Source organism: Streptomyces sp. ME02-8801-2C (assembly GCF_033793965.1).
Lineage (GTDB): Bacteria > Actinomycetota > Actinomycetes > Streptomycetales > Streptomycetaceae > Streptomyces.
On record NZ_JARAXP010000004.1, the window covers coordinates 846,390 to 868,351 of the forward strand.

Annotated in this window: 20 protein-coding genes; 12 read left to right on the forward strand and 8 right to left on the reverse strand. The window is 71.3% G+C overall.

Going from position 1 to position 21,962, the window contains the following annotated elements; genetic code table 11:
• The first annotated feature begins 203 nt into the window (after positions 1-203).
• The gene (locus PV396_RS17010; protein WP_319205414.1) at positions 204-848 is read left to right on the forward strand and encodes a PhzF family phenazine biosynthesis protein; all 645 of its coding nucleotides are present in this window, start codon (positions 204-206) and stop codon (positions 846-848) included.
• A 33-nt stretch (positions 849-881) separates the two neighbouring features.
• Here PV396_RS17010 and map read toward each other — a convergent pair whose 3' ends face one another.
• Entirely contained in the window at positions 882-1,739 is an 858-nt protein-coding gene (gene map, locus PV396_RS17015; RefSeq protein ID WP_319205417.1) for a type I methionyl aminopeptidase, read from the reverse strand.
• 60 nt (positions 1,740-1,799) lie between these two features.
• Between map and PV396_RS17020 the strand changes: the two genes are divergently transcribed.
• Positions 1,800-2,030 carry a hypothetical protein gene (locus tag PV396_RS17020; RefSeq protein WP_319205419.1) on the forward strand — a complete coding sequence of 77 codons (231 nt, stop codon included), beginning with the start codon at positions 1,800-1,802 and terminating at the stop codon, positions 2,028-2,030.
• Positions 2,031-2,099: 69 nt separating this feature from the next.
• A complete protein-coding gene (locus tag PV396_RS17025; RefSeq protein WP_319205421.1) occupies positions 2,100-2,246 on the forward strand; it encodes a hypothetical protein in 147 nt (48 codons plus the stop codon).
• A 426-nt stretch (positions 2,247-2,672) separates the two neighbouring features.
• Here PV396_RS17025 and PV396_RS17030 read toward each other — a convergent pair whose 3' ends face one another.
• Positions 2,673-3,983: an MFS transporter gene (locus PV396_RS17030; protein ID WP_319205423.1), complete on the reverse strand. Its 1,311-nt coding sequence runs from the start codon at positions 3,981-3,983 to the stop codon at positions 2,673-2,675.
• A gap of 827 nt (positions 3,984-4,810) precedes the next feature.
• On the opposite strand from PV396_RS17030, the gene PV396_RS17040 reads away from it, so the two are divergent.
• The 3 genes from PV396_RS17040 to PV396_RS17050 all read left to right on the forward strand — a co-directional run bounded on the left by PV396_RS17040 (position 4,811) and on the right by PV396_RS17050 (position 6,919).
• Positions 4,811-5,884 (forward strand): sialidase family protein, encoded by a 1,074-nt coding sequence (locus PV396_RS17040; RefSeq protein ID WP_319205425.1) that lies wholly within the window; start codon positions 4,811-4,813, stop codon positions 5,882-5,884.
• Positions 5,885-5,921: 37 nt separating this feature from the next.
• Positions 5,922-6,647: an NADPH-dependent F420 reductase gene (gene npdG / locus PV396_RS17045; RefSeq protein ID WP_319205427.1), complete on the forward strand. Its 726-nt coding sequence runs from the start codon at positions 5,922-5,924 to the stop codon at positions 6,645-6,647.
• A gap of 83 nt (positions 6,648-6,730) precedes the next feature.
• Positions 6,731-6,919 carry a hypothetical protein gene (locus PV396_RS17050; RefSeq protein WP_319205429.1) on the forward strand — a complete coding sequence of 63 codons (189 nt, stop codon included), beginning with the start codon at positions 6,731-6,733 and terminating at the stop codon, positions 6,917-6,919.
• Here PV396_RS17050 and PV396_RS17055 read toward each other — a convergent pair.
• The gene (locus tag PV396_RS17055; protein WP_319205431.1) at positions 6,909-7,709 is read right to left on the reverse strand and encodes a site-2 protease family protein; all 801 of its coding nucleotides are present in this window, start codon (positions 7,707-7,709) and stop codon (positions 6,909-6,911) included. The genes PV396_RS17050 and PV396_RS17055 overlap by 11 nt on opposite strands.
• A 185-nt stretch (positions 7,710-7,894) precedes the next feature.
• On the opposite strand from PV396_RS17055, the gene PV396_RS17060 reads away from it, so the two are divergent.
• Positions 7,895-11,362, forward strand: a complete 3,468-nt coding sequence (locus PV396_RS17060) for an AfsR/SARP family transcriptional regulator (protein ID WP_319205433.1) — start codon at positions 7,895-7,897, stop codon at positions 11,360-11,362.
• A gap of 31 nt (positions 11,363-11,393) precedes the next feature.
• On the opposite strand, the gene PV396_RS17065 is transcribed toward PV396_RS17060, so the two are convergent.
• Genes PV396_RS17065 through PV396_RS17075 form a run of 3 tightly spaced genes read right to left on the reverse strand, consistent with a single transcriptional unit; the run spans position 11,394 to position 13,768 of the window.
• Positions 11,394-12,221 carry an ABC transporter permease gene (locus PV396_RS17065; protein ID WP_319205436.1) on the reverse strand — a complete coding sequence of 276 codons (828 nt, stop codon included), beginning with the start codon at positions 12,219-12,221 and terminating at the stop codon, positions 11,394-11,396.
• The gene (locus tag PV396_RS17070; protein WP_319205438.1) at positions 12,218-13,267 is read right to left on the reverse strand and encodes an ATP-binding cassette domain-containing protein; all 1,050 of its coding nucleotides are present in this window, start codon (positions 13,265-13,267) and stop codon (positions 12,218-12,220) included. Before PV396_RS17070 ends, PV396_RS17065 begins: the two co-directional genes overlap by 4 nt.
• A 45-nt stretch (positions 13,268-13,312) precedes the next feature.
• Positions 13,313-13,768 carry an Lrp/AsnC family transcriptional regulator gene (locus tag PV396_RS17075; protein ID WP_319205440.1) on the reverse strand — a complete coding sequence of 152 codons (456 nt, stop codon included), beginning with the start codon at positions 13,766-13,768 and terminating at the stop codon, positions 13,313-13,315.
• Between the two features lie 138 nt (positions 13,769-13,906).
• Between PV396_RS17075 and PV396_RS17080 the strand changes: the two genes are divergently transcribed.
• A complete protein-coding gene (locus tag PV396_RS17080) occupies positions 13,907-14,983 on the forward strand; it encodes a DMT family transporter (RefSeq protein ID WP_319205442.1) in 1,077 nt (358 codons plus the stop codon).
• An 81-nt stretch (positions 14,984-15,064) separates the two neighbouring features.
• Here the strand turns inward: PV396_RS17080 and panB are convergent, their stop codons facing one another.
• On the reverse strand, positions 15,065-15,940 hold the full coding sequence (panB, locus tag PV396_RS17085) for a 3-methyl-2-oxobutanoate hydroxymethyltransferase (protein ID WP_319205444.1): 876 nt from the start codon (positions 15,938-15,940) through the stop codon (positions 15,065-15,067).
• 251 nt (positions 15,941-16,191) lie between these two features.
• Between panB and PV396_RS17090 the strand changes: the two genes are divergently transcribed.
• From PV396_RS17090 to PV396_RS17105, 4 genes are all read left to right on the forward strand, one after another.
• Positions 16,192-17,790 (forward strand): MFS transporter, encoded by a 1,599-nt coding sequence (locus tag PV396_RS17090; protein ID WP_319205446.1) that lies wholly within the window; start codon positions 16,192-16,194, stop codon positions 17,788-17,790.
• 122 nt (positions 17,791-17,912) lie between these two features.
• Entirely contained in the window at positions 17,913-18,560 is a 648-nt protein-coding gene (locus PV396_RS17095; protein WP_416071412.1) for a TetR/AcrR family transcriptional regulator, read from the forward strand.
• A gap of 299 nt (positions 18,561-18,859) precedes the next feature.
• Positions 18,860-19,828: an endonuclease/exonuclease/phosphatase family protein gene (locus PV396_RS17100; protein ID WP_416071426.1), complete on the forward strand. Its 969-nt coding sequence runs from the start codon at positions 18,860-18,862 to the stop codon at positions 19,826-19,828.
• Between the two features lie 120 nt (positions 19,829-19,948).
• Positions 19,949-21,211, forward strand: a complete 1,263-nt coding sequence (locus tag PV396_RS17105; RefSeq protein WP_319205450.1) for an MFS transporter — start codon at positions 19,949-19,951, stop codon at positions 21,209-21,211.
• Between the two features lie 55 nt (positions 21,212-21,266).
• Here PV396_RS17105 and PV396_RS17110 read toward each other — a convergent pair whose 3' ends face one another.
• Positions 21,267-21,917, reverse strand: coding sequence for a tetratricopeptide repeat protein (locus PV396_RS17110; RefSeq protein WP_319205452.1), 651 nt, complete (start codon positions 21,915-21,917; stop codon positions 21,267-21,269).
• Between the last annotated feature and the right edge of the window lie 45 nt (positions 21,918-21,962).

The window sequence follows — 21,962 nt, forward strand, 5'->3', positions numbered from 1 at the left end:
TAATCGCTATGTAAAGTCGATCTAAAGCAAACCCCATGCACAGGTAACGCACAGGTCAAGCGGCTCGGGCCGTCGAGATCAGGACACAGCTCGAGCCCGACGGGGACGGAATCAGCCCGGGCAGGGCCGCGCCGCGCGTAAGGCGCCGAGTCGGTCGGTTCCTCGGTTGGTGACGGCTGCCACCAGGGTGTTTGAATGCGCGCGTGACTGATTACGACGTACTCCGCGTCTTCTGCGCCCCCAACGGGGGATACGGCAACGAGCTGGGCGTGGTCCGTGAGGGCTCCGTCATGCCGGAGCGGAGCGAGCGGCAGGCGTTCGCGGCGAAACTCGGCTTCAGCGAGACGGTGTTCGTCGACGACCCCGAGCGCGGGATCATCGACATCTACACGCCCACCCTGCGGCTGCCCTTCGCCGGTCACCCCTGCGTCGGCTCGGCCTGGCTGCTCGACGTGCCCGAACTGGTCACGCCGGCCGGGCTGGTGGGGGCCCGGCTGGACGGGGAGTTCAGCTGGATCGAGGCCCGCGCTGAGTGGGTGCCGGCGCGGACGCTGCGGCGGTACGGGTCGGCCGCGGAGGTCGACGCGCTGGAGGTGCCGCCCCCGGGGGAGTGGATCTACGCGTGGGCGTGGGAGGACGAGGCGGCGGGCCGGGTACGGGCCCGCGCGTTCCCCGGCCGTGACGACGGCATCGACGAGGACGAGGCCACGGGGGCGGCGGCGCTGTTGCTGACGCACGAGTTGGGGCGGGCGCTCAACATCACCCAGGGCAAGGGCTCGCAGCTACTCACGGCGCCGCAGCCGATGGGGTGGGTGGAGGTCGGGGGCCGCGTGTTCCTCGAACGCTGACCCTGTGCCTCTGCCAGTCCCCGAGTCCGGCAGTCAGGGCAGGGTCAGGATCTCCGCGCCCGTGTCCGTCACCACGAGGGTGTGCTCGAACTGGGCCGTGCGCTTGCGGTCCTTGGTGACGACCGTCCACCCGTCGTCCCACATGTCGTAGTCGTGCGTGCCCAGCGTCAGCATCGGCTCGATCGTGAACGTCATCCCCGGCTGGATGAGCGTCGTGGCGTGCGGGCTGTCGTAGTGCGGGACGATCAGCCCGGAGTGGAACGACGAGTTGATGCCGTGCCCGGTGAAGTCCCGGACCACGCCGTATCCGAAGCGCTTGGCGTACGACTCGATGACCCGGCCGATGATGTTGATCTGCCGGCCCGGCCTGACGGCCTTGATGGCCCGGTCCAGGGACTCCCGGGTCCGCTCGACCAGCAGTCGGCTCTCCTCGTCGACGTCCCCCACGAGATACGTCGCGTTGTTGTCGCCGTGCACCCCACCGATGTACGCCGTCACGTCGAGGTTGACGATGTCGCCGTCCCGCAGCACGGTGGAGTCCGGGATGCCGTGGCAGATGACCTCGTTGACGGACGTGCACAGCGACTTGGGGAAACCGCGGTAGCCGAGGGTGGACGGATAGGCGCCGTGGTCGCACATGTACTCGTGCGCGACCCGGTCCAGCTCGTCGGTGGTCACCCCGGGCGCGATGAGCTTCGCGGCCTCGGCCATCGCCCGCGCGGCGATCCGCCCGGCGATCCGCATCGCCTCGATCGTCTCGGGCGTCTGCACCTCCGCCCCGGTGTACGGGGCCGGCGCGGGCTTGCCGACGTACTCGGGGCGACGGATGTTTCCGGGCACGGAACGGATGGGAGAGAGCTCCCCTGGTACGAGCAGCGACTGGCCAGACATGCCAGCGAGTTTAACTAGCCCTGGTGGGGGACGATGACCCTGGGGAAAGGAGCCCGAACCATGGCCCTGTTCAAGAAGCGCACGGTCGGCAAACCGGGCGAATGGTACTACTGCCTGGAGCACAAGAAGGTCGAGGAGGGCCCGGACTGCCCGGGCAAGGACCGCTTCGGCCCGTACACCACCCGAACGGAGGCGGAACACGCGATGGAAACGGCCCGCGAACGCAACCTCCAGTGGGAGAACGACCCGAACTGGCACGACGCCAAGTCCGACGACGCGAACGGCTCCTGAAGAACCCCCCGACCCGCAGGCCCGCGCCGGCCCGCCCGGCCTCGGCCGCGCCGCGCGTCGGGTCCGGCGGTGCCGCCTGCGCCCGGGCGGGCGCGCCGCGCGTGGTGTCTGGTGGTGGCGTCCGTGGTGGCCGGGCTCGGCGGTGCCGCGCGGCGTCCGGCGGTGTCGCCCATGCCGCTCGGCGTCCCGGTGGTGCCGCTTGTCGCACTGGGTTGAGCCGCGTCCGGCTCGGCGCTCCTGCTGCGTCGCGCCCGGGCGTGCTGCCCCGCTGAGGCGCTGGGCCGGCCGCCCCTCGGCGGCGCGTCGCTCACACCAGTTCGGGCCTGCCGGCCTCGGCCCGCAGGTCCTGTCCGGTGGCCAGGCCATGCGGCACTGGCTGCACGGCCGCCTCGCCGGGCTGTCTGCCGGGCGACTGCCAGGATGCGCCTGCCCGCCTGCCCGCCTGCCCGCCTGCCCGCCTGCCCGCCTGCCCGCCTGCCCGCCTGCCTGCTCGCCCGCTCCCGCCAGCTCGGCCCGCCTCCCGCCTCCTGGCCAGTCCGGCCGTTCAGTCGGGTCCGGCCGGTGAGTCGTTCCCCTCCTGGGCCGGGCGTGGCGCCGCGTACGGGGCGGATCGTCTCGCCGGGACGAGCTCGGGGGCGTTCGTCAGGTGGCCCCTTGGCCGGCCCCCGTGCCGGCCTCCCGCGTCGCCGCCTCGCGCTGCTCCCGCAGCCGTACCGCGTGCTTGTTGGTCCGTACGTCGTACCGCATCAGGCCCGGCAGACACACCGCCAGGAGACCCACCCCGGCCACGCACGCCAGCCCGCCCGTCCACACCGACGCCCGTACCCCGCGCCAGGCGGCCACGCCACCTGCCCTGACCTGGCCGAGTTGCGGGCCCACCGAGTAGGAGAGCAGCTCGATGCCGGCGAGGCGTCCGCGCAGCTCGTCCGGGATCGTCTGGTTCCACATCGCGCCCCGGAAGATCCCGCTGACCATGTCGAAGCAGCCGCCGAGGAGCAGGAACAGCAGCACCAGCCAGACGTTCCCGACGACCCCGGACGCCGCTATCGCCAGGCCCCACCCCGCCGCCGCGAGCACGACCATCCGCCCGTGCCGGTGCACCCGGGACGTCCAGCCGCTGGTGAGGCTCACGAGCAGCGAACCGGCCGGGATCGCCGCGTACATCAGCCCCAGCGACCACTCCGCGTCCAACTCGTCCGCGAGGAACGGCAGTACGGCGAGCGGCATCGCCAGGAACATCGCGGCGAGGTCGATGGCGTACGTGCCCAGAAGCTCCTTGCGGTTCCACGCGTAGCGGGCGCCCTCCGCGATGGACCGCAGCGACGGTTTCGCCGCCTCGTGGGACGCGGGGGAGGAGGCGAGCCCCACGACGAAGAGGAGGGACACGGCGAAGGTGGCGAGATCGACGGCGTACGCCCACCCGAGCCCCGCGTAGGCCACGACCACACCGGCCAGAGCAGGCCCCGCGACCCCGCCGACCGTCCACCGCAGGGAGTTGAGCGACGCGGCGGCCGGCAGCTGCTCATGGGCGACGATCCGCGGCATCAGCGAGTCCAGCGCGGGCCGCTGCACCGACCCGAGGGCCGAGGTGAGCGCGGCGACCACGAACAGCGGCCAGACCAGCGGATCGGGCAGTACGGCGTTCACCAGAAGGACGGCGCACAGCGCCCCCTGTCCCGCCTCCGTCCACAGGATCAGCTTCCGTTTGTCCGCCGCGTCGGCCAGCGCCCCTCCGTACAGCCCGAACACGATCAACGGGATCAGCTCCACGGCCCCGATCGCCCCGACCGCGGCGGCGGACCCGGTCAGCTCCTTCATCTGCACCGGAAGCGCGACGAAGGTCAGAAAACTCCCGAAGTTGGTGATCAGCCCGGACAGCCAGAGCTTCCGGAAGTCGACGGAGTCCCGCCAGGGGGAGAGGTCGGGGAGGAGGGCGCGGAGAGGGGAGGTCACGTGGGGTCATGCTGAGTGGTGGGGAGGAGGGCGGGCAACTGCTTTTCGCCGGGCGGGGGATCGCGCCGCCTCGATCCGCCCGAGCCCGGCCGACAGCCGCCCGGGAGCGGATGTCCGCGGGTCATGCCATACGAGGTCGGGGCCAGCTCAGGCGTCCAGGGCCACGCCGCCTCGTCCATGCCACAGCTCGTATGCGGGCGTGCCGACCAACAGCAATCCGCCCCCGTACGACACCACGGACCGTTCCTGTGGACTGAGCGGGGGTGAGTCCGTTCAGTCGCGCGCCCCGAACGGTCTTGGGCGAGCTGGTCCCCGGCGTACTCGACCCCGGGTGGCGACACGCATCATGTGCGTGGTCCGGGCCCGGGAGGCCAGTTCCCTCACGGCCTGGCCGAGTGGGTACGGCCAGGGGCGACGGGGAGGCCCTGCCATCCTCTGGTGGAGCAGGGGCCCCGCACGCTGAACGCCGTACCCGGTGTCCCAGGTCGCACAAACACGCTAACCCAAACAGCCCGAGGAGCCGCAAGCCACCACGAGGACGATCACACGATCGAGCTGATTCGTCCTCGTGTGCACTCCTTGCCGAGCGGCTACCAACCCCCGTAACGCCCCCGCGAACCTCCGGGTGGCCCCCAACCACTCGGTTCCTGCGAGCACTTCGCGCAACAACGCGACCCGTACGGCGTCCATGCCCGCGCATCCTGCCGCAACGGCCGACTCAGGACGCGCCCTTCACCATGATTTCGCCCAACATGGGTAAGAACACGAACCACTGCCCGTAGCCACAGTCACGTTCCGCCGTCACCGTTCTCGCCGAGGAGCCGCACATGGCAGAGACAAGCATCCCCTTCAGGTCCGGCCAGGAGGGCTACGCCAGCTACCGCATCCCGGCCGTCGTCGCCGCCCCCTCCGGCACCCTGCTCGCCTTCTGCGAGGGCCGGGTCGGCTCCGCCTCGGACCACGGGCACATCGACATCGTGCTGAAACGGTCCACGGACGGCGGCCGCACCTGGGGCCCGCTCATCCGCGCCGCCGACAACGGCGTCCACCTCGCCGGCAACCCCGCCCCCGTCGTCCTCGACACCGGCCGCATCCTCCTCGTGTACATCCGCGCCTCGGGCACCGCCACCGAGAAGGACATCCTGCTCGGCAAGGTACCGGCGGCGGGCGGGCGCCGCGTCTGGGTCCGCCACAGCGACGACGAAGGACTCACCTGGTCCTCCTCCGTGGAGATCACCGGCCAGGTGAAGAAACCGGCCTGGCGCTGGTACGCCACCACCCCCGGCCACGCCCTCCAGCTGAGCACCGGCCGGGTCGTCGTCGCCGCCAACCACACGATCCCGCCCACCGGGCAGGACCTCGGCACCGAGCCCCACTACAACAGCGGCCACTGTCTGCTCAGCGACGACCGCGGCAAGACCTGGCGCCTCGGATACCTCGACGAGAACACCAACGGCTACATCAACGTCAACGAGACCACCGCCGCCGAACTCCCCGACGGGCGCGTCTACTTCAACACCCGCAACGACTCCACGTCCCCCGGCAACCGCGCCGACGCCCACTCCACCGACGGCGGCCAGACCCTCGTCAAGCCCTTCCGCCCCCAGGCCGGCCTGGCCGCGCCCATCTGTCAGGGCAGCGTGCTCCAGCTCCGCGAGCCCGACCTGCTTCTCTACTCCGGTCCAGCCGACCCCGCCGCCCGCGCCCTGATGACCATCCGCGTCTCCACCGACGCCGGCACCACCTGGCGCCCGGCGCACACGGTGAACGGCCTGCCCGCCGCCTACTCCGACCTGGTCCGCGTCGACGACGACACGGTCGGACTCCTCTACGAGACCGGTGACTTCAGCGCCTACGAGACGATCACCTTCCGACGGGTGCCCGTGACGGACCTCACCTGAGCCCACGGGCGCCCGGACACGGACGTAAGGTCGGCCCATGACCTCTACCGACAGTGCACAGACCCCTGCCGAGCCCCCGGCGAAGGCTCCCGCCAAGGACCCCTGGGACCTTCCCGACGTCTCCGGGCTCGTCGTCGGCGTGCTCGGCGGGACCGGGCCGCAGGGCAAGGGCCTCGCCTACCGGCTCGCCAGGGCCGGACAGAAGGTGATCATCGGGTCGCGCGCCGCCGACCGCGCCCAGGCCGCCGCCGACGAACTCGGCCACGGAGTCGAGGGCGCCGACAACGCCGAGACCGCGCGCCGCAGCGACATCGTGATCGTCGCCGTGCCCTGGGACGGACACGGCAAGACCCTCGAGTCCCTGCGCGAGGAACTGGCCGGCAAGCTCGTCGTCGACTGTGTGAACCCGCTCGGCTTCGACAAGAAGGGCGCGTACGCCCTGAAGCCCGAGGAGGGCAGCGCCGCCGAGCAGGCCGCCGCCCTGCTGCCGGACTCCCGGGTCACGGCCGCCTTCCACCACCTGTCGGCCGTACTGCTCCAGGACCCGCAGATCGAGGAGATCGACACCGATGTGATGGTCCTCGGTGAGGAGCGCGCGGACGTGGAGATCGTGCAGGCCCTCGCCGGCCGTATCGCCGGTATGCGCGGGGTCTTCGCGGGCCGGCTGCGCAACGCACACCAGGTCGAGTCGCTGGTCGCCAACCTGATCTCCGTGAACCGCCGCTACAAGGCCCACGCGGGCCTGCGCGTCACCGACATCTGAGCGGATGGGGGACACTGGACGCCGCCGCGAACCGGTGTCCCCCGACCGGACCCCCGACCGGACCCCTGACAGGAGCCCACCCCATGCCCCGCCTGGCCCTCTACGCCCTGATCGTCTGCGCGCTCGCCGTCACGGCCGCCGTCGTGTCCTTCGTCCAGGGCAACTGGCTGGGGATCGTGTGGGTACTGCTGGCCGGGCTGTCGTCGAACATGGCCTGGTACTACTTCAAGAAGGCCAGGCAGAACACGGCCGAGCCCTCCGTCACCCGCTGACCGAGCAGAACTCGTTCGTCCCCTGCCAGAAGCGGAACAGTTCCTGACCGCAGTACGTGTCCAACGCGTTGATCCCCAGACCGCGCAGCACCGTGTCGATCACGTCGAAGAACGCGCTGTTCACCGGGCCGAGCCACAGCAACGCGAACACGAACAGCAGCCCGAACGGCGCGAACGGCTCCACCTGGCGCCTGATGTTGTACGACAGCCAGGGCTCGATGACCCCGTAGCCGTCGAGGCCGGGCACCGGCAGGAAGTTCAGGATCGCCGCCGTGACCTGGAGCAGGGCCAGGAAGGCGAGCGCGAACCGGAACTCGGCGGGCACGCCGTCCAGCGCGTCCAGCCAGAACGGCGCGGTGCACACGAGGGCGAACAGCACGTTCGTCAGCGGACCGGCCGCCGAGATCAGACTGTGCTTCCAGCGTCCCTTGATACGCCCCCGCTCGATGAAGACGGCACCGCCGGGAAGCCCGATCCCGCCCATGATCACGAAGATCACCGGCAGCACGATGCTGAGCAGGGCGTGCGTGTACTTGAGCGGGTTGAGGGTGAGGTAGCCCTTCGCGCCGACCGTGATGTCACCGCCGTGCAGGGCCGTACGCGCGTGCGCGTACTCGTGCAGGCACAGCGACACGATCCACGCGGCCGTCACGAACAGGAACACGGCGACACCGGGCTGCGCGGCGAACCCGGTCCAGGTGGCCCAGCCCGTGACCGCCGTGACGGCCAGGATCCCGACGAAGACGGGGCTGATCCGCCGGTCGCTGTTGCGGGTGGTGGCGGTGGTCATGGGGAGGGGCTCCTGGAGGACTCGTTGGACCGGTACGGGAGGGACGACGGTACCCGTGCTCCGTGAAGAACGTCCCACCGAGGGCCGGAGGTTCCTGGATGTTCCCGGAGATCCTGGACTTCTCCCAGTTCACGCGCGTGTAAACCCGCGCGCGCTCGGCGACCCGCGCCGGAGAGAATGGACGCGTGCGCTATCGCATCCTCGGCACCACTCAGGCACTTCGTCCCGACGGCACCTCCGTCCCGGTCGGCGGCGCGCGGCTGCGCGCCCTGCTGACCGTGTTCGCCCTACGGCCCGGCCGGACCGTGCCCGCGGGCGTCCTGGTGGAGGAGGTGTGGAACGGCGACGCGCCCGCCGACGCGCCGGCCGCCCTGCAGGCGCTGGTCGGCCGGCTGCGCCGGGCGCTCGGCCCGGCCGCCATCGCCTCGGCCGAGGGCGGCTACCGGCTGTGCGCCACAGCCGAGGACGTCGACCTGCACCGCTTCGAGCGGCTGGCCGCCGAGGGCACGCGCGCGCTGGCCGACGGCGACCCCGCCAAGGCCGCCGACGTCCTCGACGACGCCCTCGCCCTCTGGCAGGGCCCGGCCCTCACCGACCTCCCCGACCGCACCGCCGAGGCCGCCCGCTGGGAGACCCGCCGGCTGGACGCGCGCCGCACCCGCCTCACCGCCGCCCTGGCGCTGGGCGCGGCACAGCAGTCGCTCCCCGAACTGACCGCCCTGTGCGACAGCCACCCCCTGGACGAGCCACTCCAGGCCCTCCGGCTGCGCGCCCTGCGCGACGCTGGCCGCCCGGCCCAGGCGCTGGCCGCGTACGAAGACGTACGGCAGTTGCTGGCGGACCGGCTCGGCGCGGACCCGGGGCCCGAACTGCGGGCGCTGCACGCGGAGTTACTGCGACCGGACGGCATGTCCGACGGCGCGCGGAACACGGCGGCGGCTGCCGTCGACGGCGGCACCGCCATGCGCGCTGCGGGCAGCGGACTCGGCCACGACCCCGGCCTTCGCTCGCACCGGCCCGCCGCGCCCTCCGGTACGTCCCGGACCGCACCCCAGGCTCCGCCCCCGCCCGCCGGGAACCTGCGGGCCCGTCTCACCTCCTTCGTCGGCCGGGAGGCGGACATCGAGGCCATCCGAGGCGACCTCGGCGCCGCCCGGCTCGTGACACTGCTCGGGCCAGGCGGGGCAGGGAAGACACGGTTGTCGCAGGAGGCCGCCGAAGCCCTTCGGGACGCGGAGAGGGGCGTGGCGCCGGACGGGGTGTGGCTGGCCGAACTCGCGCCCGTCGTCGACCCGGACGCCGTACCCGAGGCCGTGCTCACCGCCGTCGGGGCCCGCGAGACGGTGCTGCGCGGGGCCGGCGCCGAGGAGATGCGCGTCGCCTCCGCCGACCGGCACGACGACCCCCTCGTACGCCTCGCCGAGCACTGTGCGAACCGGCGAATGCTGATCCTCCTCGACAACTGCGAGCACGTCGTCGACGCCGCCGCGCATCTCGTCGCCGAGCTGCTGACGCGCTGCCCGGGGGTCACCGTGCTCGCCACCAGCCGTGAACCCCTGGGCGTACCGGGGGAGTTGGTGCGTCCGGTCGAACCGCTGCCCGAGCCCGTCGCGCTCCGGCTGCTCGCCGACCGCGGGGCCGCCGCCCGGCCCGGGTTCCGCGTCGAGGACGATCCGGAGGCCGCCGCCGAGATCTGCCGACGGCTCGACGGGCTGCCGCTCGGCATCGAACTGGCCGCCGCGCGGCTGCGGATGCTGACGCTGCGGCAGATCGCCGACCGGCTCGACGACCGTTTCCGGCTGCTCACCTCCGGCAGCCGTACCGTCCTGCCCCGCCAGCAGACCCTGCGGGCCGTCGTCGACTGGTCCTGGGACCTGCTCGACGCGGACGAACGGGACGTCCTGCGGCGGCTGTCCGTCTTCGCGGGCGGCTGCGACCTCGCCGCCGCCGAAGCGGTGTGCGGGCCCTTCGCGCTCGAGATGCTCGGCTCGCTCGTCGACAAGTCCCTTGTCGTGGCCGCCCCTTCGCACGAGGACGAGGGCGAGGGTGCGAGCGAGGGCGAGGACAGGAACGGTGCGACGCGGGTCACGCCGCACGTCGGTGTGATGCGCTACCGCCTCCTCGAGACCGTCGCCGAGTACGCCGGTGAGCGCCTCGACGAGGCGGGCGTCCGCCCCGAAGCCGAGCGCGCGCATCTCACCTACTTCCGCGAACTCGCCCGCACCACCGACCCGTTGCTGCGCGGCCCCGGCCAGGTCGCCGCGCTCGACGTGTTCCAGCGGGAGAGCGAGAACATCCGCGCCGCCCTCCGTCACGCGGTCGCCGCGCGCGACGAACAGGAGGCGCTCTGCCTCGTCCTGTCGAACTCCTGGTACTGGCAGATGCGCGATCTGCGCCTCGCCGGCCGCAACTGGTCCCGCGAGGTCATGAACCTCGGCCCCGACCCCTTCACCCTCCCGATCCGCCCCGCCCAGCCCGTCTGGGAGCGCTGCACGGACACCCCGCCGCCCTGGAGCGGCGAGCTCCTCGAAGAGGCCAGGCGCGGCGTCCACCTCGTCCATCTCGCCTCCATGGACATGGAGTTGGAGGCCTGGCAGACCCCGGAGGGCCGGCAGAAGCTGCACACCATCACCCAGGTCTACCAACCCGGCGCCCCCCAGACCTGCCGCTACCCGGGCCTCCTCTGGTTCTACGCCGTCATGCTCACCCGTGACATGGAGCGGCTCAGCGTCATCGTCAGCGAGTGTGTGCGCACCTGCCGCGAAGCGGCCCCCGACTTCGAGTGGGAGCTCGCCGCCTGTCTCCAGATGCGCGCCAACGTCCTCGCCAACCGCACCGACTGGGCCGGTGACGCGACCCGCGACGCCGACGAGGCGCTGGAGATCTTCCGCCGTCTCGGGGACGCCTGGGGCGCCGCCGAGGCGCTCTCCGCACGCGGCGAGGCCCATGAACGCAAGGCTGCCTACGACAGCGCCGCCACCGACTTCCGGGACGCGATGGAACTGGCCGACCGACTCGGCGCCCGCGCCCAGAAAACCGTCCTCGCCGCCCGCCTCGGCAACGTGTTCCTGGAGGCCGGCCGCACCGACGAGGGCGAGCGGATGCTGCGCGACGTGATCGAGAAGGCGGCCGGGATGGTCAACGAGGCCATGCCCGCCGCCCGGCTCTTCCTCTCGGCCTGGCTCGGCATCACCGACCGGGTCCCCGAGGCCCGTGAGCAGATCCGGCTGCTGCGCGCGGAGTTCAGAGCCGCCTCGTTCGTCGTCTTCGACGCGTTCATCCTCGCCGCGGAGTCCTGGCTGGACGTCGTGGAAGGACGGCACGAGGAGGCCCTCGTCAAGGCGCGACAGGCGGTGGCCCGCGCCGACGACGAGCTGTCCCGCGCCATCGCCCCCCACCTGCGCCCCGGCATCCTGACCACCGCTGCCGCCGCCCTCGTCGGCTTCGACCCCGGCCGCGCCCGCGACGCGGCCCGCTGTCTGGGCGCAGCCGACGCGCTGCTGCCGCCCGGCCATGTCTCCGGACGCGTGGAGCGCGAGATCCGCGCCCACGCCGTCCGCGTGGTCCGTGACGTGCTCGGCGACGAGGCGTACGAGGCCGCGTACGCCGAGGGCGGTCGCCTCTCCCCCGAGGAGACGACCGCCCTCATCTGACATCCCGTGGCCCGACCCGGCGCCGTCGACGTCAGCTCTTCGTACGGAACTTGTGGATGGCGACCGGCGCCATCACCGCCGTGATGGCCACCGACCAGCCGATGGTCACCCACAGGTCGTGCGCCACCGGACCGCCCACCATCAGTCCGCGCGCCGCGTCCGCGAGCGTGGACAGCGGGTTGTAGTCGGTGAACGACCGGAGCCAGCCCGGCATCGACTGCGTGGGGGCGAAGATCGACGAACCGAACTGGAGCGGGAACAGCACCAGGAAGCCCATCGCCTGCACGGACTGCGCGCTCTTCATGATCACGCCCAGGGTGAGGAACACCCACATGATCGACGAGGCGAACAGCGTGGACAGGCCCACGGCCGCGAACAGCCCGACCCAGTGGTTGATGTCGAAACCGACCAGCACGGCGACGATCATCAGCACGGTGGTCGCGAACAGCATCCGGATCAGTTCGACCGAGATCTTCGCGAACAGCACCGAGCCGCGCCCGATCGGCAGGGACCGGAAGCGGTCCATGACACCGGAGTTGAAGTCCTGGCTGAACCCGGTGCCGACGCCCTGGGACAGCGTCATGCTCATCATCGCGATCATGCCCGGGATCACGTACTGCACATAGCCGTCCTGCCCGCCGCCCAGCGCCTGCCCGATCGAGCCGCCGAAGACGAACACGAACAGCAGGGTGAAGATGATCGGCATCAGCAGCGCGTCGGCCATCGACTCCGGGTCCTGCCGGATCCACAGCAGGTTGCGGCGCACGAGGGCGCCGGTGTGCCGGAGGTGCCCGCGCAGCGGGATCCGGCCGTCGTCCTGGATGTCCTTCACGGTGGCGGTAGCGGTCGCGGCGCTCATACGGCGACCTCCTCTCGGGTGTCGGTGGGCGTGCTGTCTTCCTGCGAGCCACTGGAACCACTGGGGGCACTGGCGCGATGGCCCGTGAGGGACAGGAACACCTCGTCCAGGCTGGGCAGTTCGGTGGAGATCGAGGAGATCGTGATACCGCGCGCGACGACCGCGCCGGTCACGGCGGTCAGCTGCTCGTCGCTCAGGATCGGCACCAGGACGCTGCCGGTCTCGGTGTCCACGGTCGTGGTGGCCAGACCCGTGATGCCGAGGTCGTCGAGGTCACGGGCGAGCGGACGCAGCTGCAGCGGATCGACCGTCCTGATCCGCAGGGTACGGCCGCCGACCTTGGCCTTCAGCTCGTCGATCGCACCGCCGGCGACGACCTTGCCCCGGTCGATGACGGCCAGCTCGGAGGCGAGCTGCTCGGCCTCCTCCATGTACTGGGTGGTGAGCAGCACGGTCACGCCGTCGCCGACCATCCGCTTGACCTCGTCCCAGACCTCGTTGCGGGTGCGGGGGTCGAGGCCGGTGGTGGGCTCGTCGAGGAAGAGGACGACGGGCCGGCCGATCATCGACGCGGCCAGGTCAAGGCGCCGCCGCATACCGCCGGAGTACGTGCTCGCCGGCCGCTTGGCCGCGTCGGTGAGCGAGAACCGCTCCAGCAGCTCGTCGGCCCGGGCCCGGGCCTCCTTGCGGGGCAGGTCGAGCAGCCGCCCGATCATGTACAGGTTCTCCCAGCCCGGCAGCTTCTCGTCCACCGAGGCGTACTGCCCGGTGAGACCGATCACCCGCCGCAACTGCCGGGGCTGGCGCAGCACGTCGTACCCGGCGACGGTCGCCTGCCCGGAGTCGGGCCGCAACAGGGTGGACAGGATGCGTACGAGGGTGGTCTTGCCGGCGCCGTTGGGCCCGAGCACACCGAGTACGGTGCCTTCCCGGACGTCCAGGTCGACGCCGTCCAGCGCCTTGGTCTCGCCGTAGTGCTTGACCAGCCCCCGCACGGAAACGGCACTTGTGACCCCGTGGGCGGGGCGGTTGTCGATTCGCGTCATGGGACGAACCTGTCAGCTCCGACCGACAGACCGCCTACAGACGTCCTACAGACTCGGACCGATGACCTTCTTGCGCATGTGTGCGTAGACCACCGACGTCCGTACGTCGGCCAGTTCCGGACGCTTGGTCAGCTTGTCCAGGACCACCGCGTGCAGATGGTCGGTGTCGCGGACGGCGACGTGGACCAGGAAGTCGTCGTTTCCGGTGAGGACGAAGAGCGAGATCACCTCGGGCATCTGTTCCAGGAAGGCCTGGAAGTCCTCGATCACCGCACGCGTCGGGGGGCGGACCCGCACGGCGATCATGGCCTGCAGCCCGCGGCCGATCGCCGCGAGGTCCGCCTCCGCGTGAAATCCGGTCAGGATGCCGCGCTCGCGCAGCGACCGGATCCGCTCCAGACAGGTGGACGGCGCGATACCCAGAGCCTGGGCCATGTCCCGGTTGGTGCGCCGACCGTCCTCCTGCAGCATCCGTACCAACGCCGAATCTAGTTCGTCCACGCTCGCCTCACTCTGCCGAATTTCGAACCTAATTCGGAGTCTACGCGTTGCCTTCGTGGATCTTGTTACTGTCGTCGCCGCTGACAGATTTTTGTTCGGACGTGTGGGTGCGGTGGCGGTGGAGAGAGGCGAGTTCGGATGGCTGAGCGAGGGCCCGGAGTGGCGGCCGTGGGCGCGGTGGTGGCGGCCGCGCTGTTCTGGAGCAGCTCGTACGCGGTGACCAAGCGGGTGCTGGAGGACGTCGGCCCGCTCAGTATCGGCGCCATCAGGTTCACCCTGGCGGCGTTGCTCCTGGGTGTACTGATACGCCTGAACCGGCATCGCCCGGCCCGGCCGGACGCCCGGCAGCGGTGGCAGCTCTACCTGTGCGGATTCCTCGGCATCACCGTCTACTTCGTCCTGGAGAACGTCGGTGTCGATCTGTCCACGGCGTCCGACGCGTCCCTGATCGTGGCCACGTACCCGATGATGACGATGCTGCTCGAACTGGTCGTCTTCCGCACCCGGATGCCCCGGCTGCGGGTGACGGGCGTGCTGCTGGCCACCGTCGGCGCCTTCCTCGTCGTGCGCAACGGAGCCGAGGTCGGCGGCAGTTCGCGCCGGCTGGGTGATCTCCTGCTGCTGCTCGGCGGGCTGGCCTGGGCCGGGTACAACGTGCTCACCAAACGCGCGAGCGCCGGCCAGAACGCGGTGAGCGTCACGTACTACCAGACCCTCGCGGGCGCGGCGGGGTTCCTCGCCGCCTCCCTGCTGGAGGCCGGCGACTGGCGGATGCCGGACGCGACCGCCTCGGCGCTGCTCGGCTACCTGGCCGTGGCGTGCTCGGTCGGCGGCTTCCTGCTCTACAACTACGGCCTGCGCGGAATGGCCTCGAGTGTCGCCGTGAACATCCTCAACCTGGTGCCCGTCATCGGCGTCCTCGGCGCCGTCGTGATCAACGGCGAGTCGATCCGGGCGGCCCAGGTCGTGGGTGGCGTCGTCATCGTCGTCGGGGTCGCGCTGGGACTGGTCGAGCGGGGGGAAGCGGCCCGGACGCCGGCCGCGGCGCCCGAGGCCGGCGGTGGCGGGTCCTCCGGAACCGTGGCCGCTTCGGCCGCGTCAGCGGTCCTGGCGGTGCCGAGCGAGCCCGAGGGCGTCGTACCGGCCGCCCGGCACGCGCTCGACGGGGCCCGCCGGTCCTCGGACAGCTCCCGCCTCGAGATCCCCGGCCCGTAGACGGGGGCAGCCCGCCGATGGGGGAAGTCGGCGGGCTGCATTCGTACCGCAGTGGCTCTGTGGGGTCGGTGCGCGACGGGGTCAGTGCACGGAGTGCTCCTCCAGCGGGAACGTTCCGCCGGTCACGTCCTCCGCGAACGCCTTCGCCGCGTTCCCCATGACCTCACGCAGATTCGCGTACTGCTTGACGAACTTCGGCACCCGCCCTCCGGTGAGCCCCAGCATGTCCGTCCACACCAGCACCTGCGCGTCCGTCTCGGCTCCCGCCCCGATCCCCACCGTGGGGATGTGGAGCACGCGCGTGACCTCCGCGGCCAGCTCCGCCGGAACCAGCTCGAGGACCACCGCGAACGCCCCCGCGTCCTGGACGGCCTTCGCGTCCCGCAGCAGCTGCTGGGCGGCCTCCTCGCCGCGCCCCTGGACGCGGTAGCCCATGGCGTTCACGGACTGCGGGGTCAGCCCGATGTGGGCCATCACGGGGATGCCGGACTCGACCAGCAGCTCGATCTGGCGGTGCGAGCGCTCCCCGCCCTCCAGCTTGACGGCACCGACCCCCGCCTCCTTCACCAGGCGCGTCGCCGAGCGCAGCGCCTGCACCGGCCCCTCCTGGTAGGAGCCGAAGGGCAGGTCGCCGACGATCAGTGCCCGGCTCGTACCCCGGACGACCGCCGCCGAGAGCATGGTCATCTCGTCGAGGGTGACGGGTACGGTCGACTCGTAGCCCAGGTGACAGTTGCCCGCCGAGTCGCCGACCAGCATGACCGGGATGCCGGCCTCGTCGAAGACGGACGCGGTCATCGCGTCGTACGCGGTGAGCATGGGCCACTTCTCGCCGCGCTCCTTGGCGGCGGTGATGTCCCGGACGGTGATGCGGCGTGTGCCCTTGCCTCCGTACAGCGCGTTCGTCGCGTGGGTGCTGCCGGCGGAGGTCTGCTGGGCAGGCTGAAGCTGCGTCATCGCAACTGCTCCTTCACATCATCTCGAGGCACCCTGACGGCGTCCCCGGATCCCTCCCATGGTGGCACCTCGCGTCCGGAGACGGCTAGTGGTCGCCCGCGGAGGGCGCCCGGTGTGCTGAACGTCTCCCGCCCGACGTCTCCCGCCCGACGTCTCCCGCCCGCGCGGGCGGCCGTCGCCACGGGTAAGGTCTCGGTAAAGAGTTCCGATACGAGACGGTCTCGTATCGAAATGGATTTAGGCTTGCCGACATGACTACTCCCGCCGGCCCACCCACCCTCGGCCCCCGGATCCCCGAGGCCGTGCACCGGCGACGCTGGGCCATCCTCGGTGTGCTCATGCTCAGCCTGCTGATCGTGGTGCTCGACAACTCCATCCTCAACGTCGCCATCAAGACCATCTCCACCCCCGCCCCGACCGGCCTGGGCGCCACCCAGAGCGAGCTGGAGTGGGCGATCAACGCCTACACCCTCGTCTTCGCCGGCCTGCTGTTCACCGCCGGGATCCTCGGCGACCGGCTCGGCCGCAAGAAGGTGCTCCTCGGCGGCCTCGCCGTGTTCGGCCTCGGCTCCGCCCTCGCCGCCTTCGCCGGGTCCCCCACCGAGCTCATCGTCTTCCGGGCCCTGATGGGCTTCGGCTCCGCCTTCGTGATGCCCGCCACCCTCGCCGTCCTGATGAACGTCTTCGAGCGTGAGGAGCAGCCCAAGGCCATCGGCATCTGGGCCGGTGGTGTGGGCCTGGCCATCGCCATCGGACCGATCACCGGAGGCGTTCTCCTCGACCACTTCTGGTGGGGCTCGGTCTTCCTCATCAACGTGCCGATCGTGATCATCGCGCTGGTGCTGATGACGATCCTGGTGCCCGACTCGCGCGACCCCAAGCCCGGCCGTATCGACCCCGTAGGGGTGCTGCTGTCGGTCGTCGGGCTCGTGCTGCTCGTCTACGGCATCATCAAGGGCGGTCAGCTCGCCGACTTCACCGACCCGCAGGTGCTGGCGACCATCGGCGCCGGTCTCGCCGTACTCGTCGGGTTCGTGCTGTTCGAGAAGCGCAGCGACCACCCGTCCATCGACGTGACGTACTTCCGCAACAAGACCTTCTCGGCGGCCATGTCCGTCATCGCGCTCGTCTTCTTCGCGCTGATGGGCGTGACCTTCTTCTCGGTCTTCTACACCCAGAGCGTGCGCGGCTACTCGCCCCTCCAGACCGGCCTGCTGATGCTGCCGCTGGCCGCCGCCCAGCTGATCTTCGCGCCGCGCGCCCGGCTGGCCGTCGACCGTTTCGGCAACCGGGCCACGACCACCGCCGCCATGCTGCTGATCGCCGCGACACTCGCCGCGTTCGCCTCGTTCGAGACCGACACCCCGATCTGGCTGCTGGAAGTCGTCTTCTTCCTGATGGGCACCGGCATGGCGCACATCATGACGCCGACCAGCGTCGTCATCATGCAGGCCCTGCCCCGCGAGAAGGCCGGCTCCGCCTCCGCGCTCAGCAACACCTTCCGCCAGGTCGGCGGCGCGCTCGGCATCGCCGTACTCGGCTCGGTCCTCTCGGCGTCCTACCGCAGCGACATCGAGGACAAGCTCGACGTGCTGCCCGCCGACGTACGGCACACCGCGGGCGAGTCCATCGAGGCCACCCTCGGCGTCGCCGCCAAGCTCGGCCCCAAGGGCGAGGCCCTGGTCGGCCCCGCCAACGACGCGTTCCTGCACGCGATGCACCTCACCGCCCTGTGCGGCGCGGGCGTCGCCGTCCTGGGCGCCCTGGTCGTCGCCCTGTGCCTCCCGGGCCGCCCGGCCGCGCCCCAAGAGGGCGAGGAGAAGCCGCAGTTGGCGTCGGCAGACCACTGAACGGCTGGAACGGCTGGGAGAATCAAGGCAGAACGTAGGAGACATCGAGCAACACGTAGTACGTAGTGGGCAGTACGCACTACGTATGACGTGGCACGTGGGAAACGAAAGGAGCAGGTCGCGTGAGCCTCACGGACGACCTGGCCGACGGGACCGCCGCCGATCGGACCGCCACCGATCGGGGCACCCCCCGTGGCCGCCCCCGGAGCGAGGCCGTGGAGCGCTCCATCATCGAGGGCGTGATGCAGCTCCTGGAGGAGGGCGTGCCGCTCGCGGACATCTCCATCGAGCGGGTGGCCCGGACCGCCGGTGTCGGCAAGGCCACCATCTACCGTCGCTGGCGGGGCAAGGAGGAGCTCTTCGTCGACGTCATGCGGGTCATGGAGCCCGCGGACCCCGAGCTGCCCGGCACGTCGGTGCGGGACGACCTGGTCGTCCTGCTGGAGACACTGCGCCGGCGCGGACTGGCCCACCGGTCCTCGGCGTTCCTGCACAACGTCCAGGCCCAGATGAAGAGCAGCCCCAAACTCTGGGCCGCCTACCACGCCACCGTCGTCGAACCGCGCCGCGCGCTCGGCACCGAACTCCTGCGCCGCGGCCAGCGAACGGGCGAGGTGCGCCCGGACGTGGACGTCACGGTGATGTACGACCTCTTCCTCGGCCCCATGCTCCTGCGCGCCGTTCTGCGCCCCGACGCGGACCTGCCGGAGGGCCTCGCGGAGCAGATCGTCGACACGCTGCTGCAAGGTCTGCGGCCGGTCGCCCCATAACCAGGAATTCGTACGCCTGTCGGGCCGACTGGCGCGCGACTGTGCGTGTTTCGTCACAGAGAGCCGTCCGCGCGGAACAACCGGAACTGGTCGTGCCGACTTGTTCGTCATCGTCCCCGTACGGCCGTCATGGGACGGCGAGATCGGAACCGATCATCCCCTAGGGTCTTAGGCGCGGGGGACGGACGGGTGAGCACGGCAGGTTGTGAGGCGACAGTATGGCCCAGCAGGCGTACATGACGGATACGGACAACGGAGGCTCGGGACCCGAGCGCCGGGGACCCCGGCTCCGGCGCCTGATGAACCGTCTGACGGCCGGCTGGCGGGGCGATCCGAGAATCTGGCGGCGCGGTCTGATCACGGCGGCGCTGGCGATACTGCTCGCCCTGGTGATGCTGCTGCACGCGCAGATCCCCAACCGCATCGGCAACCTCGGCAGTCTCAGCGAGACGTTCCTGCCGTGGTTCGGCATCGTCTCCGTACCGCTGCTGCTGATCGTCGCGCTGATCCGGCGCTCCGCGACCGCGCTGATCGCGGTGGTGCTGCCCACGGTGGTCTGGTTCAACCTCTTCGGCGGGCTGCTCGGCAGCAACGCCGGGACCGGCGGCAACCTGACGGTGGCCACCCACAACGTCAACGCGGAGAACCCGGACCCGTCCGGCACCGCCCGCGAGGTGGCCGGCTCCGGCGCCGACGTCCTCGCCCTGGAGGAACTGACGGCCACGGCGGTCCCGACGTACGAGAAGGCCCTCGCGGCGACGTACAAGTACCACTCGGTGCAGGGCACGGTCGGCCTGTGGAGCAAGTACCCGCTCAGCGCCTCCCGCCCGGTCGACATCAAGCTGGGCTGGACCCGCGCCATGCGCGCCACCGTGGCGACGCCCGAGGGACCGGTCGCGGTGTACGTCGCCCATCTCCCGTCGGTGCGCGTGAAGATGGAGGCCGGCTTCACGGCCCGCCAGCGCGACAAGAGCGCGAACGCGCTCGGCGAGGCGCTCTCCGACGAGACGCTGACCCGCAAGATCCTCCTCGGCGACCTCAACGGCACGATGAACGACCGCGCCCTCAACGCCGTCACCGCCCAGATGCGCTCCACGCAGGGCGCCTCGGGCAGCGGCTTCGGGTTCAGCTGGCCGGCCTCGTTCCCGATGGCGCGGATCGACCAGATCATGGTGCAGGGCGTGGAGCCGGTCAGCTCCTGGTCGCTGCCGCGCACGGCCAGCGACCATCTGCCGATCGCGGCGAGGGTGCGGATTCCCACCCTGTAGGGGCGGCGTCCACGGGCTCGTAACCCGGGGGAATAGGGGGCCGGGGAGTGTTTGTTCCGTACTTGAACATAAACTGTACGGACCTACGCCCGCCGCACCCTTCGAAAGGCCCCCGCTCTGATGTCCCGGCCCACGCCGACCTCCCTGTCCGCCCGCAGGACCACACCCCTGGCCCTGCTCGCCCTCGCCGTGGGTGCTTTCGGCATCGGCACGACCGAGTTCGTGATGATGGGCCTGCTGCCCGACGTCGCGGACGACCTGGGCGTGTCGATCCCGTCCGCCGGGCACCTGGTCTCGGCGTACGCGCTGGGCGTCGTCATCGGCGCCCCGCTGCTCGCCGCCCTCACGGCCCGGATGTCGCGCCGCAAGGTCCTGATCGGCCTGATGGGCCTGTTCGTGGCGGGCAACGCGCTCTCCGCGTTCGCCCCCGACTACGACTCCCTCCTGGCCGCCCGCTTCCTGAGCGGACTGCCGCACGGCGCCTTCTTCGGCGTGGGCGCGGTCGTCGCCACGACCATGGCGGCCCCGGAGCGCAAGGCACGCTCGGTGTCGCTGATGTTCCTGGGCCTGACCGTCGCGAACGTGCTCGGCGTCCCGGTGGCGACGGCAATGGGACAGCAGCTCGGCTGGCGGGCGACCTTCCTCGGCGTGAGCGTGATCGGCGTGGCGGCGATAGCGGCCCTGGCGCTGCTGATCCCGCACGACCGCGCGGCAGCACCGGTGGCGGGCCTGCGCGGCGAACTGGCCGCCCTGCGCTCACTGCCGGTCTGGCTGGCCCTCGGTACGACGGTCGCGGGCTTCGGCGCCCTCTTCTCGGCGTACAGCTACATCACGCCGATGCTGACGGACTCCGCCGGGTACGCCGACTCCAGCGTGACCCTGCTGCTGGCGCTGTTCGGCGTCGGCGCGACGATCGGCAACCTGCTGGGCGGGCGGCTCGCGGACCACGCGATGCGGGGCACCCTCTTCGGCGGCCTGGTCTCGCTGATCGTGGTCCTGGGCGCGTTCCCGCTGCTGATGAGTACGCAGTGGAGCGCGGCCCTGGCGGTCGTCCTGGTCGGCGTCGCGGCGTTCGTCACGGGCACGCCCCTCAACCTGATGGTGATGGAGCGGGCGTCGTCGGCCCCGTCCCTGGCGTCCTCGGCGAACCAAGCGGCCTTCAACCTGGCGAACGCCGGGGGAGCGTGGATCGGGGGCCTCGCCCTGGCGGCGGGCTTCGGTACGACGTCTCCGGCGCTGGTGGGAGCGGGGCTGGCCCTGCTGGGCCTGGGCGTCGCGGGGGTCGCGTACGTGGTCGACCGGCGTGGAGCGGCTCCGTCGGTCCGGCGGGAGCGTGTGGTGGCGTCGCATGTGCCCGCGCGGGCGGAGACGGTGCACCACTGAGGGGTGTCCCCCCACCTGCCCGTTGCCGGTTCGTTTTGCGGGGTGCCCTCGGACCTCACGCCAAGTCGAGCTCCTCGCGCGCTCCCGCCACCCACCGCAGCACACCGTGGGAGTCGCTGCTCTCGGCGAGCTCCGTGGCCTCCTTGAGCAGTGCCGCCGCGTCGTCCCGCCGCTCCTGCTGGGCGGCGATGTAGGCCAGGCCGATCAGGTTCGCCGCCACCCCCGGGAGGAATCCCAGTTCCCGGCGGAGGCGGGTGGACTCCTCGAAGTGCGCGCGGGCCTCGGCCAGGCGGCCGGCCATGTGGTCGACGAAGCCGAGGTGCCGCAGGACGTAGGACGTCGTCAGCCGGTCCCCGGCCCGGGTGGCGAGGTCGAGAGCCCGCTCGAAGCAGGGCAGGGCGGCCTCGTTGTCGTCACGGACCACCTGCTGGAAGGTGCCGACCCAGAACACCGCCTCGCCCTCGCCCCGTACGTCCCCGAGCCGCCCGTACAGCTCCGCCGCACGCTCGAAGAGCTCCAACTCCCGTGCTTCCTCGACCCGTTCCTCCAGGAAACGCGCGTGGATCACCTTGCCGCGGGCCAGTGCGAGGTCCGCCTCGGCCTCGTCGAGGTTGCGGTCGGCGGAGGCCAGCGCGCTGCTGTCGCCGCCGAACACCGCACGCTCGTAGAGGAGTTCGGCCTGGGCTATGCGTTCGTCGGTGGTCATGCCGCGATCGTAACGACCGCGGCCGAAGGCCTGCCGGGGACGCGG

Excerpts from the sequence above, each read along its gene's own strand:
- PV396_RS17110 (WP_319205452.1), bottom strand. The coding sequence starts at position 21,917 with ATGACCACCGACGAACGCATAGCCCAGGCCGAACTCCTCTACGAGCGT.
- PV396_RS17040 (WP_319205425.1), top strand. The coding sequence starts at position 4,811 with ATGGCAGAGACAAGCATCCCCTTCAGGTCCGGCCAGGAGGGCTACGCC.
- PV396_RS17065 (WP_319205436.1), bottom strand. The coding sequence starts at position 12,221 with ATGAGCGCCGCGACCGCTACCGCCACCGTGAAGGACATCCAGGACGAC.
- panB (WP_319205444.1), bottom strand. The coding sequence starts at position 15,940 with ATGACGCAGCTTCAGCCTGCCCAGCAGACCTCCGCCGGCAGCACCCAC.
- PV396_RS17070 (WP_319205438.1), bottom strand. The coding sequence starts at position 13,267 with ATGACGCGAATCGACAACCGCCCCGCCCACGGGGTCACAAGTGCCGTT.
- PV396_RS17020 (WP_319205419.1), top strand. The coding sequence starts at position 1,800 with ATGGCCCTGTTCAAGAAGCGCACGGTCGGCAAACCGGGCGAATGGTAC.
- npdG (WP_319205427.1), top strand. The coding sequence starts at position 5,922 with ATGACCTCTACCGACAGTGCACAGACCCCTGCCGAGCCCCCGGCGAAG.
- PV396_RS17100 (WP_416071426.1), top strand. The coding sequence starts at position 18,860 with ATGAACCGTCTGACGGCCGGCTGGCGGGGCGATCCGAGAATCTGGCGG.
- PV396_RS17055 (WP_319205431.1), bottom strand. The coding sequence starts at position 7,709 with ATGACCACCGCCACCACCCGCAACAGCGACCGGCGGATCAGCCCCGTC.
- PV396_RS17050 (WP_319205429.1), top strand. The coding sequence starts at position 6,731 with ATGCCCCGCCTGGCCCTCTACGCCCTGATCGTCTGCGCGCTCGCCGTC.
- PV396_RS17105 (WP_319205450.1), top strand. The coding sequence starts at position 19,949 with ATGTCCCGGCCCACGCCGACCTCCCTGTCCGCCCGCAGGACCACACCC.
- map (WP_319205417.1), bottom strand. The coding sequence starts at position 1,739 with ATGTCTGGCCAGTCGCTGCTCGTACCAGGGGAGCTCTCTCCCATCCGT.
- PV396_RS17090 (WP_319205446.1), top strand. The coding sequence starts at position 16,192 with ATGACTACTCCCGCCGGCCCACCCACCCTCGGCCCCCGGATCCCCGAG.
- PV396_RS17080 (WP_319205442.1), top strand. The coding sequence starts at position 13,907 with ATGGCTGAGCGAGGGCCCGGAGTGGCGGCCGTGGGCGCGGTGGTGGCG.